The 13674-nt window shown below is 44.6% G+C and carries 14 protein-coding genes; 10 read left to right on the top strand and 4 right to left on the bottom strand.

The genetic code is table 11. The features are described 5' to 3' along the window. Positions 1-8: 8 nt before the first annotated feature. Positions 9-1187: a cysteine desulfurase gene (locus PBV53_RS00070; RefSeq protein WP_270095175.1), complete on the top strand. Its 1179-nt coding sequence runs from the start codon at positions 9-11 to the stop codon at positions 1185-1187. A 223-nt stretch (positions 1188-1410) separates the two neighbouring features. On the opposite strand, the gene purL is transcribed toward PBV53_RS00070, so the two are convergent. Beyond that, positions 1411-3558, bottom strand: coding sequence for a phosphoribosylformylglycinamidine synthase subunit PurL (purL, locus tag PBV53_RS00065; protein ID WP_270095174.1), 2148 nt, complete (start codon positions 3556-3558; stop codon positions 1411-1413). Positions 3559-3640: 82 nt separating this feature from the next. Continuing rightward, entirely contained in the window at positions 3641-3994 is a 354-nt protein-coding gene (locus PBV53_RS00060; RefSeq protein WP_270095173.1) for a DUF192 domain-containing protein, read from the bottom strand. A 101-nt stretch (positions 3995-4095) separates the two neighbouring features. On the opposite strand from PBV53_RS00060, the gene yciH reads away from it, so the two are divergent. From yciH to PBV53_RS00030, 6 genes are all read left to right on the top strand, one after another. Then, complete coding sequence (gene yciH / locus PBV53_RS00055) at positions 4096-4404, top strand: stress response translation initiation inhibitor YciH (RefSeq protein WP_011500065.1); 309 nt, start codon at positions 4096-4098, stop codon at positions 4402-4404. A 200-nt stretch (positions 4405-4604) separates the two neighbouring features. After that, the gene (locus PBV53_RS00050; protein ID WP_270095172.1) at positions 4605-4964 is read left to right on the top strand and encodes a transcriptional regulator; all 360 of its coding nucleotides are present in this window, start codon (positions 4605-4607) and stop codon (positions 4962-4964) included. Beyond that, the gene (locus PBV53_RS00045; RefSeq protein WP_270095171.1) at positions 4961-6181 is read left to right on the top strand and encodes an Nre family DNA repair protein; all 1221 of its coding nucleotides are present in this window, start codon (positions 4961-4963) and stop codon (positions 6179-6181) included. Before PBV53_RS00050 ends, PBV53_RS00045 begins: the two co-directional genes overlap by 4 nt. 43 nt (positions 6182-6224) lie before the next feature. Next, positions 6225-7172 (top strand): tetratricopeptide repeat protein, encoded by a 948-nt coding sequence (locus PBV53_RS00040; RefSeq protein WP_270095170.1) that lies wholly within the window; start codon positions 6225-6227, stop codon positions 7170-7172. Between the two features lie 57 nt (positions 7173-7229). Next, a complete protein-coding gene (locus PBV53_RS00035) occupies positions 7230-8270 on the top strand; it encodes an inorganic phosphate transporter (RefSeq protein ID WP_270095169.1) in 1041 nt (346 codons plus the stop codon). Then, on the top strand, positions 8270-8956 hold the full coding sequence (locus tag PBV53_RS00030; RefSeq protein ID WP_270095168.1) for a TIGR00153 family protein: 687 nt from the start codon (positions 8270-8272) through the stop codon (positions 8954-8956). Before PBV53_RS00035 ends, PBV53_RS00030 begins: the two co-directional genes overlap by 1 nt. On the opposite strand, the gene PBV53_RS00025 is transcribed toward PBV53_RS00030, so the two are convergent. Both PBV53_RS00025 and purC read right to left on the bottom strand, forming a co-directional pair. After that, positions 8957-10387, bottom strand: coding sequence for a phytoene desaturase family protein (locus PBV53_RS00025; RefSeq protein ID WP_270095167.1), 1431 nt, complete (start codon positions 10385-10387; stop codon positions 8957-8959). Beyond that, complete coding sequence (gene purC / locus PBV53_RS00020) at positions 10388-11104, bottom strand: phosphoribosylaminoimidazolesuccinocarboxamide synthase (protein ID WP_270095166.1); 717 nt, start codon at positions 11102-11104, stop codon at positions 10388-10390. Positions 11105-11280: 176 nt separating this feature from the next. Between purC and nikR the strand changes: the two genes are divergently transcribed. From nikR to PBV53_RS00005, 3 genes are all read left to right on the top strand, one after another. Further along, positions 11281-11703, top strand: a complete 423-nt coding sequence (gene nikR / locus PBV53_RS00015) for a nickel-responsive transcriptional regulator NikR (RefSeq protein ID WP_270095165.1) — start codon at positions 11281-11283, stop codon at positions 11701-11703. Positions 11704-12313: 610 nt separating this feature from the next. Next, entirely contained in the window at positions 12314-12466 is a 153-nt protein-coding gene (locus PBV53_RS00010) for a hypothetical protein (protein WP_270095164.1), read from the top strand. A 315-nt stretch (positions 12467-12781) separates the two neighbouring features. Then, a partial coding sequence (locus PBV53_RS00005; protein WP_270095163.1) for an NAD-dependent epimerase/dehydratase family protein occupies positions 12782-13674 on the top strand: 893 nt, incomplete at its 3' end.

The following is a 13674-nucleotide window of genomic DNA, read 5'->3' as shown; positions in this document are numbered from 1 at the left end:
AAACGAATATGTATGATATTCTTTCTGTACGCAAAGATTTCCCCGTTCTTGAGGAAGTTATCTACCTTGATAGCGGTGCCACAACACAGACGCCGGTGCAAGCCGTCAACTCCATGAACGATTATTTTTTCAAATATGCTGCAAATCATGGCAGAGGAGCTCACAGGCTTGCCCGTCAGACCACTGACCACTATGAGGATGCAAGGGATACAGTCGCTGAATTCCTGAATATCGGGTCAGAGGGAACCATATTTACCAAAAATGCCACAGAAAGCATCAATATGGTATCAATAGGACTGAAATGGGAAGCTGGCGACCATGTGGTGACAACTGTTGTCGAACATCATTCAAATCTTCTCCCCTGGATGAGGCTAAGAGAACAGGGTGTTGAAGTCACAGTCGTCGGATCGGACAGGGAAGGAAATGTTGATCCAAAGGATATCGATGAGGCCATTACGGACAGAACAAGACTGGTGAGTGTCAACCATGTTTCTAATGTTTTCGGTTCTGTCAGGGATGTCAAGAAAATAACTCAGATAGCACACCGATCCGATGTATTGACACTTGTTGACGGCTCACAGTCTGCCGGACATATGCCAGTGGATATCAAAGATATCGGATGTGACTTTTTCATTACCCCAGGTCATAAAGGTTTGCTCGGACCACAGGGAACTGGAGTGCTCTGCATAAAGGACCCGGACATCCTTGAGCCCGTTTATGTAGGTGGCGGAACCGTTCATGCAGTGACCACTGAAAGTTATGAGCTTGAGCCATCCCCATCAAAGTTCGAAGCCGGAACCCCGAACATCCCAGGGGTCATAGGTCTTGGACGAGCCGTGGAATATGTGAAGGATATTGGCGTGGAAGCCATAGAGAAACATGAGAAAGAGCTGGCACAAGATACTGCAACGCGCCTTGCAGAGATAGATGGGGTGGAGGTATACGGACCAAAGGACAGGACCGGAGTCGTGCCTTTTAATGTGCAGAGCATGAACCCGCATGATGTCGCCATGATCCTTGACGAGACAAGAAAGATATGTGTTCGAAGCGGTTACCATTGCGCCATGCCATCAGTGGACCTGATCGGTGTCGAAGGTACCGTAAGAGCTTCATTTGCCCTGTACAATACCAAAGAAGAGGTCGATTCTTTGATAAAAGGAGTTGAGCAGATCACAATGCTGGCATGAGACCAGCATCTTCTTTTATGGATGACAGGACCTGGAGCTATATCAGGGAGATCATCTTCTTTTTTCAAACTCACTTCTCACCTGCGATAGTATTGAATTATATTCTTCATATAAATATAGACATCGAGTGGAAACGCCTTAAGGCAAATGACAAAAAGGATAAAGTTTTACAAAAATAGAACTTCAATATAAAGTTCTAAAATGAAAAAGAAGATAATGGAAATTATTCCATCATCAGTTTTGTAAGAGATGTCCTTGCATCTGATATCTCCTCAAGGGAGAGTGAAATATCGAATCCTTCACCTTTGATGCTCAGGTTGTTACCGCCTACGGATCCAATGACAGTATGCGATACATCGGAAAGCATTTCTGTGACCTTTTCAGGAGAGGATGTTACAAGAATTGCTCTTGCATGGGATTCGGAGAAAAGGATATCGTCAGCACGCAGGTTGTCGCCTACGGTGCTCAGATCGATATCTGCACCCATGGAGTCACACATCTCAGAGAGGGCCACAACAAGACCACCGGCAGATACATCGTGAGCAGACACTACATTTCCATCCCTCACCACATTGATGAGCTTTTCAATGACCTTTACTGAATCATCGGTTACCTTTGGCACATTACCGTTGAGCCTTAGCCCGACCATGTTGTAATATTCCGAGCCACCCATCTCATCAAGGGTGTTGCCTACGAGGATGATGGTGTTGCCTTCTCCTGTAAAGTGGCTTTGAGGAACTGTTTCAAGCTCTCCGGTGATACCGATAAGACCAATGGATGGTGTTGGTGCGATGGCAGTGCCATATTCTCCGCTTTCGTTGTAAAGGGAAACGTTCCCTCCGACCACCGGAATGGACAGGCTTCTTGCAGCGTCACCGAGACCGAGGATAGCCTGTTTGAACTGCCAGTAGATGTCAGGTCTTTCAGGGTTTCCGAAGTTCAGGCAATCCACGAGTGCGATACCTTCTGCACCTTTTACTGCAAGGTTCATACTATTCTCGATGAGCGTGCCTTTTCCACCTTCGTATGGATCAAGAAGTGTGTGGCGCGGGTTGCATCCGCATGACATGGCAAGTCCCTTTCCATCGCCTATGCGAAGAACTGCTGCATCTGAGCCGGGTTTTTCCACAGTACGCACCTGCACTTCGTGGTCATACTGGCGATAGATCCATTCTTTTGAAGCGATGTTGTGGGAGGAGAGGATATCGAGAACGACCTTTTTCAGGTCTGCAGGAAGGTCTGGTTTTTCACCGATATCACGCTCTGGAGGAGCAGTGGATGGTCTTTCGAACGTTGGCGCACCTTCGGTGAGCAGCATTACCGGAATGTCAGCTACCATTTCACCTTCGAACTCAACAGTATAATAGAGACGTTCTGTAAGTTCACCTATCATGCTTGCATGGAGGTCGTACTTCTTTCCGATCGCAAGGACAGCATCGACATTTTCAGGTTCGACTTCCATTAGTATGCGTTCCTGAGATTCGGCGATCATGATCTCGTAAGGAGTCATGCCGTCTTCCCTGAGGATAACTTTGTCAGCTTCCAGACGCATACCGAGTTTACCCTTTGATGCCATTTCAGAACTTGCACCTGCAAGACCTGCTGCACCAAGGTCCCTGCATGAGAGAACATAGCCTGCACCGATAGCTTCCAGTGTTGCTTCGATCGCAAGCTTTTCGGTGAATGGGTCACCGATCTGTATACTTGGGCGGTCCTCGGCTTCAGCCTCTTCTGAAAGGTCGCGGGACGCAAAGGATGCACCGCCAAGACCGTCACGGCCTGTGGTCGAACCTATGAGGACAAGTTTGTTGCCTGCTTTCTGTGCACATGCGGTCACGATGTTCTCTTCGCGTGCCAGACCCACACAGACAACGTTCACCAGAGGGTTTCCGCTGTAGGATTCATCGAAGTATGTTTCACCCCTGACAACAGGAACACCAATGCAGTTACCGTAACCTGCGATACCTTCAATGATATGCTCAAAAAGGTAAAGGTTCTTGGGAGTGTCCAGAGGACCGAAATACAATGGATCCATAAGCGCTATTGGGCGGGCACCCATGGAAATTATATCACGCACAATTCCGCCAACACCGGTTGCTGATCCGTTATAGGGATCGACATATGAAGGATGGTTGTGGCTTTCCATTCCAATGGCAAGTACCCAGCCTTCTCCGAAGCGGATGATCGCTGCATCGTCGCCAGGACCTATGATAACACGATCTCCCACAGTGGTAAAGGTTTTTAGCAGGGGAGCACTGGAACGGTAGGAGCAGTGTTCGCTCCAAAGATTCAAAAAGCATCCCTGTTCAACAAGGTTTGGTTCTCTGCCCATCTCTTCTGTTATGATCTTCAGGTCATTTTCAGGTAACATTTGTGCGCCTCATTATATAAGGAGTATGATTTAGGCTTAAATAAACCATAGATTAGATAAAGATTTCCAGCGAGAGAGAAGTTCAAGGTTCATCGAACATCAGATCATCCCCAACCTTGAGCTCGTTGGAAGAGATGGTACCTGAAGGTAGTTCTATGACGTACCTGATCTTTTCACCGGAATCAGTGATACCGATCCAGGGCCTGAGAGTGGTGGTCTTGACTATCCTTTTATCTTCATTGAGAAAAAGGACATCCAGAGGAAATGGTACAAACAGCATGTGGAGAGATATTTTCTTGAGAGAGGAAAAAATAAAGACCATAGCATAGCTATCAGGGACAGAGCGCCTGAACATGAGGCCTTTAGCCTGCTTGAACATGCTTTTTGCATATTCGACATCAGATGATATAACATCACCATTAGATTTTAATAGCATAGTGGGATACATAAAAGACATCTATTTATTACCTATAAATAACATACATTATAATAATTTATGGATATGACGCAATAAATTTGCGGAGGAAAAACTAGAAGATGAGTTCAGAAATGTGCCCGGTTTGCGGTTTGCCATCAGAGCTATGTATTTGTGAAGAAGTGGCAAAAGAGCAACAAAGAATTACAGTGAAAGTGAATAGACGAAGATACGGTAAAGAAGTTACAGTTGTAGAAGGATTCGATGCTAATGAGATCGACCTCCACGAACTGTCCACATACCTTAAATCAAAGTTTGCGTGTGGCGGAACTGTAAAAGGTAGTGCCGTAGAATTGCAGGGCAACCATCTGAGTCGCATGAAAGCCGTTCTTGTAAAGAAAGGGTTCTCCCCCGAACAGATCAAGGACTGAAATTGACTTTGAATAACAGGACTGTCAGACAGACCTGATGTTCGTATTAAAAATTAATAATGAACGGAACATGGCCATACCAATGCTGGTATTGAATGCTATGTCCTTTTTTTGAATTATGAGCGTCCGTTCGAGTGCAGATCTGCTTATCATTAGTGCTGCCAAAAAAATCAAATAGGACGAGTGAAGGATATAATATTATGAAACCTACCTGCGAGATAATGGTTCAGAGAGTTTTGCCAGCAATACGAGCCGGACTTGCACGTACCATGATGATCGACCACGGATGCACACAGCAACAGGTTGCCGACATTCTCGGATTGTCCAGAGCTGCCGTTTCCCAGTACGTGAGTGAGAAAAGGGGAGCAGAAGTAGGATTTTCAGAAGAGACCAATGAAGAGATAAGGAAATTTGCCACCAACCTTGTCAATGGGATGCCTGCAAAGGCCATGAACGAGGGAATGTGCAATGTATGCAAGTTCGTACAGCGTTCAGGTTGGTTGTTCAAAAATGCACCGGAAGCAGAATATTGCATATTATGTAAAGATGATGAAGATTGAGCAAAAGTCTATGCATCCAATGTAAAGGAAAAGGACTTTGCGGAAGACCTCGGTGTCCTATTCTTGAGAAGTTCAGATCTGCCGAGAGCACTGCAACTTCGATATCTTCAGACGGTTCTATTTTTGGTGCTTCCCCGCCAGCGGTCTTTGTGGGAAGATATGGTTACCCCCAGGTCAAGGCCGGACCCATGATCCCACCACAGGTGGATTCTAAGGATGCAATGGCACTGGAAGACCCCAAACATTGGCTTTCCATGGACATCCAGGACATCATATCTGCCAGATGCCAGCTTGTTCGGGCAAATACGACCATGGATGTGAAAAATGCGAACAGACCAGATAAACTCCTGGAAAAATCGCAGGAACTCGCATTGTCAAAGTCACCCATCGATACAGAAGCCTGGTTCACAAAACCATTGAAACAGGACCTGAAGTTCGACAGCGTACTTACCCCCATGGGCCCTTCCGGAACCATGAAGGACTTTGATATTGCAGAGAATCCGAAGGTCCCGAAAAAAGTGGATCATCTGGCATACGACACTGATGCCCTTGCAAAGGATGCTGTGTGTGAACTCTTTAAAGGGGACATCCCCACGGAACATATCACAAGATTGCTTTCCATAGGCTTGTTGGGACAGGAACGGAAACTTGTACCTACCCGCTGGGCAATTACAGCCACGGATGATATGGTCGGGAAGGACATTACTGACCGTGTGATAGACCTGCCCCTCATCAGTGAGATATCAGTGTTCAGCGGAGGATGTTTCGGAAACTATTTTGAGATACTCATGACCCCCCGTAGATATTCTTACGAGCTGCTCGAGATATGGATGAAAAGCTCGGCCTGGTCAGGAGATTCTTCATGGATAGGGCAGGACATGGAAGACATTAACGGTAAAAAAGGATATTCGAACCTTGCCGGAGGATATTATGCCGCCCGTATGGCCGCCCTGGAACATCTTGAGAAGATACAAAAGCAAGCATCGGTATTCATGATACGGGAAATAACGCCTGAATACTGGGCACCGCTTGGGGTATGGGTGGTCCGCGAGGCTGCCAGAAATGCATTGTCCTCCATCCCACGCACGTTTGAGACCATTGAAGAAGCACTGGATGACATGGCAACACGAGTGAGAACACCTTCGGAGCAATGGAAAGCAAAGGCAAAGATGCTTTCAGACATGCGTTTCCAGAAAACACTTGACTCTTTTTTCTGAATCCTCCGCAAGACATTAAAATGGTATTGCACAATTGGTGATTATGTCCGAACCTAAAAGTGATATGTCACCTCAAGAACTGGCAGATTTTCTGATAAACAAAGTAATGTCATTATGCAGGGAAAGCCATCTCGATCAGGCACTGGAAGTTGTGGAACAGGCGATCAACCATGCACCTGACCCAACTCATGCCCTGCTTATCAAAGCGCGGATACTCACCGGACTTCATCTCTATGATGATGCCCTTGAGACCACCAATGAGGCATTGGACCTTAGAGAAGATATCGAGGCACTCAAATTGAAAGGTAATATCCTTGCCATCAAGGATGACCTTGAGGGAGCACTGGAGATATTCACGAATATCACAGAGATAGCGCCAAAGGATGCTGAAAGCTATTTCCTAAAAGGTGGTATCCTTGCGGAAATGGGAAGGGCTCAAGAGGGTATTGAGGAATTTGAACGCTCCATAGAGATAGACCCGAGCATTGCACATGTATGGCACAGCAAAGGAATGTTACTTCTCGAATCTGAAAGATACGGTGCTGCCATTTCAGCTTTTGAGGAGACAATGGGACTGACAGAAGACTTTGTCGAGCCCATCTTCTTCACAGGTATTGCTCACAGGAAGCTTGGGCAGGCAAAGGAAGCAGTAAAATGTTTCCAGGAAGCAGCCGAGATGTGGGAGTTGAAAGCCCTTATGAGCAGGAGTATTGAGACATACGAGAAGGCACTCGGAGCGATAGAGAATGCCCTTGAACTCGATGTTGCCAACATCGACATGTGGAGAACAAGAGGTAAACTGCTTTACACACTTGGGCACAAACAGGAAGCAAACGCAATACTGACAAATGCTGCCGAACTCAGTGTACAGGAAGATAATTATAATGATGCCATTAAGACATACGATCTGCTCATCGAGCTGGACCCCGAGGACGGGGATGCTAAAAAGGCACGTGAAGAGATTATTTCCATAGCAAAAAATAATGATTGATACATTTATCACAAGTGTGACATTATCAGCTTTAGTACTTGATCAAAGGAAGGAAATATGATAGATCTATTAAATCCAATTGTGGTTCTTTTGGTAATCGCAGGCCTCTACATGGCTTGGAATATCGGAGCGAACGATCTTGCTAATGCAATGGGAACATCAGTAGGGAGTGGAGCACTCTCACTGAAACAGGTAATACTTGTGGCAGCTGTCTTTGAATTCGTGGGTGCTATCTTTTTTGGTCAGAGAGTCACATCGACCATTGCAAAAGGCATCGTACCTATTGACAGTATTAAGCTGTTAGATCCGAACCTTGTAGCAGTAGGAATGCTGGCAGCTATCCTTGCAGCCGGATTCTGGATCACTTTCGCTACATTTTACAACCTGCCGGTCTCCACCACACACTCAATTGTTGGATCAGTACTTGGTTTTGGACTTGTGTCTGCATATCAGGGAATTATCGCTTATAGCGATATCAACTGGATAGTACTCACAAAGATCGTGGGCAGCTGGTTGGTCTCACCCATATTAGGTGCCGTCCTCGCATACATTATATTCACGATCATACGGCTGACGTTATTACAGAAGACGGACAATCCATATAATATAGAAAAGAAATTTGTGATACTTCAGATAGGTACTGCATGTTTTATTGCATTCGCACATGGTTCTAACGATGTAGCAAACGCTGTCGGACCACTCTACGCAGGACTTAACGCCCTCGGATTCGCAGACCTGACCATACCCGCATGGGTCTTAATGGTCGGTGGTGTCGGAATGGTCATCGGACTTGCTACATGGGGATACCGCGTTATAGAGACGATAGGTACAAAGATAACTGAACTGACACCTACAAGGGGATTCTCTGCAGAACTCGCTACAGCATCCGTTGTTGTCCTTCATAGCTACAGTTCAATACCAATCTCTACAACGCATACACTAGTTGGTTCTGTGATAGGGGTCGGACTTGCAGGCGGTCTTGCTGCAGTCGATCTTAGTGTTATTGGAAAGATAGCCATGTCATGGATAATCACAGTGCCGATAGCAGCAGTAACATCAGCACTTATATTCCTGGGATTAAGGGGAGTTGGATTATAATGAAAAGGGAATACATTCGTTCGGTACTTAGCGTATTTGCGAAATCGCCTTTTAAGCCACTTTACCTGCACGCATCAAAAGGTGTGGAGACGGTAAGAAAGCTCGATCAGGCGGTCAATGCATATTGCACCAATATGCCCCTTGTTGAAGAGCTTAGCCATGAGATCGACAACATCGAGCATGAAGCGGATATTATCAAACAGACGATAAGAGGACAGCTTTCGTCTTCGATAATGCTGCCTGTGAACGCAGAGGACCTGCTAAACTTTTTAAAGCCACAGGATTCCATCGCCGATGTGGCACAGGAAGCGGCATATATGCTTACCCTGAGACAATGCGATATGCCCGAGGGGATAAAGGACCAGCTATGTCAACTGAGTGCAGAGACAGTGAAAACAGTGGAAATATACGAAAAGCTGGTAGATTCGTTGAGCGAACTCCTTGAAACATCCTTTAGCAAACGTGAGGTCGAGGAGACCCTGGCCCTTGTTCCGCAGATAGAAGAGATGGAACATATCACAGACCTTATCGAGAAGGACCTTGTCAAAGACATATATGCTCATGAAAAGGAACTAGGGGCTGTCGGGGTGTTCTATTTTATCGAACTTGTCAGAACTATTGCAGACATTGCAGATAAGACCGAACATGCAGCCGACAGACTCAGAACAATGATAATCAGACGGTGATCAGTGAAGATTACCGTCCTCGTTCAACACTTTTAACATTTCAAGTATAGAATATGCAGCCCGGGTCACTCCCATGCTGCGTTTATCGGTATCCGTCCCTGCAACATAAAGATTCTTTACCGGAGTACGGATATCAGCAAATTTTCCATTGAGCGTCACTGCAGCTTTTTCAGGAACGATCACCTGATGATGCTTCATTTCTATGCGATCCTCGATGTTTGGGATAGCACGGTAGATCGTCTCATAGGCGTTCTTTAGATCTTTGGACTCATCATTGTCCTCATCCATGAAGAAAGCAAACCCTATCAGCTGTTTTCCTTTAGGTGCAAGGGAAGGATCATAATTGCTTGTGGGCATCGCCCAGTAAGGGGTGTCCTTGAACCATATCTCAGACCCGACATATTTGAACTCATCCATCATCCTGTCAAGGCCAAGCCATAATGTGAGACTTTTAGAATGAACGATACCGTCAAGCAGCTCTTTGTAAGATGCCGGAAGGTCTTCGACCAGAGTGGGAAGGGATGTTGCAAATCCTGTGTATATCACAAGATCAGCACTATATGCATTGTCCGCTTCGACACCCCAGGCCTTTCCATTATCAGTGAATATCTTATGGACCTCACATCCGGTCTTAATTTCCACGGTCGAGGGAAGAGAATAAAGAATTGCATTGAGCAGGGATTTTAGGCCTTTTCGCGGATATCCCTGGGAAAGACTGACCTTGTTGGAAGCAAGTCTTCCGAGGCAAGATAGGTTTATCCTTGAATGAAGTGAGAGATGGAGATTGGATGGGAGGACAGACTGGAGTATGGATTCGGTTTGAGGAGTGGATTCCTGTTTGATGATCTCTTCGAACTGTTCCTGAGTCACACTATCCCTTACAAAACTGCTTCCTGCCAGCACCCTCTGTGCAGATGTTTCTTTCATACAACGTCCGGAAAGGAAGTAGGATATAGCATCTGCGAAGTCGTAAGTGTCCTTTGAAAGGTTTGCAGGAAGGGAATCATAGACCGATTGGTCCGAGAGATCGATACCAAAGGAAGCCATTGTGAGAGACTTCGTGATGGCCTGAGTAATTGCAAGGCGGTCAAGTTTGGGAAAAACGTCAAATGTGACGAATTCTTTGATCGTTGAGGGAACTTTTACAAAACGTTCCTCGGTCCTTACATAATACTGACCGTAGTCCTCGAATACCGGCTGGTAATCAAAATAATTGTCCATGAGCCGCCTAAGCGGACCTTCTGCAAGATGAGTGATCGCATGCGGACCGGTGTCTACTTGATAACCATCCACTGTGTAACTGTTACAGTTTCCCCCCACAGAGTCCTGTTTTTCAAGCACCAGCACTTTTTTGCCGTGCTTTGATAATGTAAGTGCGGCCAGAAGACCGGTCACACCGGCTCCGACCACAATAACATCATATTTATCCATTTACTCCTCGAATATTTCAGGGACAAGTCTGTGCGCAACTTTTTCATATGCTTTTGAAAGGTCACCCTTATCGAATCTGAACAGGTCCTTGTCCATGGATTCACCGGTCTCAACGTCCCAGAACCTGCAGGTGTCACAAGAAATTTCGTCAGCAAGGACGATCTCACCGTCCACCCTACCGAACTCAAGTTTGAAGTCAGGAAGCAGGAAGCCATTGCTCTCAAGATAGCTCTTGAGAATAGCGTTGATCTTCAATGCCATGCTACGAATGAAATCGATCTCTTCACGTGTTGCAACACCCATCGCAACTGCGATATCATCATTGATCATAGGATCACCGAATTCATCGCTCTTGTAATCGAATACAAGAACGGGCTCTTTGAAGACCGTACCTTCTTCAACAGGATATTTACGAGTGATAGAACCTGCTGCAATGTTCCTTGGAATTACTTCGATGAGAATTATCTCAACCTTCTTTACGAGCATCTCATTGCCAGACACCATACCGAGGTAGTGTGTTTTAATACCCTCTTCTTCGAGCATCTCAAAGATCTTCTTTGATATCTGAGCATTGTAATAACCTTTATTCTTTGCTTCACTTTTCTTCTTGCCGTCAAAAGCTGTGAGGCTGTCCCTGAACTCTGAGATAAGTTCATTTGGGTTTTCGGTCTTATAGATGGTCTTTGCTTTGCCTGAGTAAAGTTCTTCCGTTTTCATGAAATTTGGTCTCCAAATATGGATAGTCTATATTTTGTTAATTATGAATACCATATAGCACACTTAAATATAAATATATATTCTAGTGCGTTTTTCGAGATTAAATAACAACTAAAATAATAAGAATGGTACAAAATGTTATTACCTTTTATGTCTATTTTAGTGCAGGTGAAATCATGGAACATGAACTAATGAGAATAGGAGTTTCACTTCCCGACAATCTGTTGAATAAATTTGATTCAATTATAGAGAGCAGAGGATATTCTTCACGTTCAGAAGGTATTAGGGATGCGATACGCAACTACATCACTCAGTATGAATGGATGAGCGACATAAGGGGAAGGCGCGTAGGAACTATTACCGTTATCTACGACCATACCAAAAGAGGACTTTCAAATGCTATCGCGGATATCCAGCATGATTATTCAGACCTGATCAAGTCCTCAGTGCATATCCACCTTGACCATGATAACTGCCTTGAGGTCGTTATCTTTGATGGAGAAGGAGAACTTGTCAAGGAGATGGACGAGAGATTAATGGCACTAAAGGGTGTTAAGTACGTGAAATTGAACACCGCACCTCCGGCAGAGAAGATTTGAAGATACTGCCACATTTCTTTTTTGACATATTTTCGATCAGAATTATGTTTCTGAGCGTTATTGAGAGTAAAGGACATTGAGAAAAGTAGAGGGGATGATGGGGGCACAGTGTGCCCCCTGGTCCGGTGCATAGTAATGACACAAACCAAATCGTTTTTCTTGTACGACATCACCACCGGGTCAATTCAGTAGCTTTAAGCGTACAATCAAATGAAACACACAGTAATGGCATATTAACTTATGGAATGAATTTTTGAAGTTATGATTACAATCATAATGATGCTTTTTGATACCAAAGTGAAAATTGAAAGCGAGAAAAGCACCCAACCGAGATAATAAGATATCTGCTTGAACAAATTGGACAGGAAATGAGCCATAACAAAGAATGAGAAAAAGAGGGGATGTAAGCGGGCCTCACCACAAAGCCCGCTTTGGTTTCGATAATATCGACACAAACAAAAGCCGTACCACCACAACCTTTGTTTCGATTTTGTACCACACCACATGTAATGTAGAGGGGAGAGAACTGCAATTATTCTCTAAATATACAAATGGCACAATACTATATTAACATTATGAAAGACTTGCATAAGTGATTATACTCATAATAATGAAATATTCACATATTAATCTCAAATGCACAGAGACCATAGAAAAGAGAACTATTTTGAGAGATATTCAATGGGGTATTGTTGAGGATCAGGTCGGGAGCGATCTTGTCGATCGCCAGAAAATTCGAAAGAACATGGTGACCACAATTTGATGACCGAAAATAATCCATAACAAAGAATGAGAAAGAGGGGATGTAAGCGGGCCTCACCACAAAGCCCGCTTTGGTTTCAATAATATCGACATCAACAAAGGACGTACCACCGCAACCTTTGTTTCGATTTTGTACCACACCACATGTAATGTAGAGAGGAGAGAACTACAATGGCCCTCAAAATATACAAGTGACACAATACTATATTAACATTATGAAAGACTTGCATAAGTGATTATACTCATAATAATGAAATATTCACATATTAAACCCAGATTCACAAAGTCCATATAAAAGAAAACCATTTTCAGAGATATGCAAAGAGTTCTTATTACCGGTGGTTTGGGCCAGGTCGGAAGCTATCTTGTCGATCACCTCCATGAAGATAACGAAGTGACTGTACTCGATAACTATTCCTCCACGACAAGAGAGATGCTTCCTGAAGATGTACCTGTGATAAAAGCAGATATAAGGGAAGATGTTTCAGAATACGTACAAGATGCAGATGTGATCATACATACTGCCGCCCAGATAAGCGTTGTAAGGTCGATGAACGAACCTCTTTTCGATGCACAAAACAATATTATGGGTACGTTGAACCTGCTTGAGGAAGCACGCCATGCGGATATTGAAAGATTTGTGTATTTCAGTTCAGCTGCTACCTACGGAAACCCTGTTGAGTTGCCAATACCTGAAACACATACGCAAGAGCCATTATCACCATATGGTGCCAGTAAGCTTGCAGGAGAAAAATATTGCCTTATGTATAACAAGGCATACGGACTACCAACGACCTGTATAAGGCCTTTCAACATATACAGCCCCAGACAGGACCCCTCGAATCCGTATTCAGGAGTTATCTCAAAGTTCATGGATAAAGTTTCAGGAGGGACTGTCCCGATTATCTTCGGTGACGGAGAGCAGACCAGGGATTTCATCCATGTCCAGGATGTTGTGGATCTGGTGGATCTTATGATCTCGAAGAAAGCGGCCATTGGAAATGTTTTCAATGCAGCTACAGGCAAAGCCACAACTATCAATGAGCTTGCAGAGATCATAATAGAACTATTCGAAAAGGATGTCAAGCCAGACCATAAAGAACCAATTGCAGGAGATATAAAACATAGTGTGGCCGATATTTCAAAGGCTGAGAAACTGGGATTCGCCCCGAAAGAGAGTTTGAGAAAAGGACTTGAACAATTCTTGGA

The sequence above is a fragment of the Methanococcoides alaskense genome, assembly GCF_027594145.1.
Taxonomy (GTDB): domain Archaea; phylum Halobacteriota; class Methanosarcinia; order Methanosarcinales; family Methanosarcinaceae; genus Methanococcoides; species Methanococcoides alaskense.
This window is presented reverse-complemented; position numbering and strand designations above follow the sequence as displayed.

Bases quoted from the DNA above. Each gene is read 5' to 3' on its own strand.
- purC (WP_270095166.1), bottom strand. From the start codon at position 11,104: ATGAAAACGGAAGAACTTTACTCAGGCAAAGCAAAGACCATCTATAAG.
- purL (WP_270095174.1), bottom strand. From the start codon at position 3,558: ATGTTACCTGAAAATGACCTGAAGATCATAACAGAAGAGATGGGCAGA.
- PBV53_RS00025 (WP_270095167.1), bottom strand. From the start codon at position 10,387: ATGGATAAATATGATGTTATTGTGGTCGGAGCCGGTGTGACCGGTCTT.
- PBV53_RS00040 (WP_270095170.1), top strand. From the start codon at position 6,225: ATGTCCGAACCTAAAAGTGATATGTCACCTCAAGAACTGGCAGATTTT.
- nikR (WP_270095165.1), top strand. From the start codon at position 11,281: ATGGAACATGAACTAATGAGAATAGGAGTTTCACTTCCCGACAATCTG.
- PBV53_RS00030 (WP_270095168.1), top strand. From the start codon at position 8,270: ATGAAAAGGGAATACATTCGTTCGGTACTTAGCGTATTTGCGAAATCG.
- PBV53_RS00070 (WP_270095175.1), top strand. From the start codon at position 9: ATGTATGATATTCTTTCTGTACGCAAAGATTTCCCCGTTCTTGAGGAA.
- yciH (WP_011500065.1), top strand. From the start codon at position 4,096: ATGAGTTCAGAAATGTGCCCGGTTTGCGGTTTGCCATCAGAGCTATGT.
- PBV53_RS00010 (WP_270095164.1), top strand. From the start codon at position 12,314: ATGAAATATTCACATATTAATCTCAAATGCACAGAGACCATAGAAAAG.
- PBV53_RS00060 (WP_270095173.1), bottom strand. From the start codon at position 3,994: ATGCTATTAAAATCTAATGGTGATGTTATATCATCTGATGTCGAATAT.
- PBV53_RS00050 (WP_270095172.1), top strand. From the start codon at position 4,605: ATGAAACCTACCTGCGAGATAATGGTTCAGAGAGTTTTGCCAGCAATA.
- PBV53_RS00035 (WP_270095169.1), top strand. From the start codon at position 7,230: ATGATAGATCTATTAAATCCAATTGTGGTTCTTTTGGTAATCGCAGGC.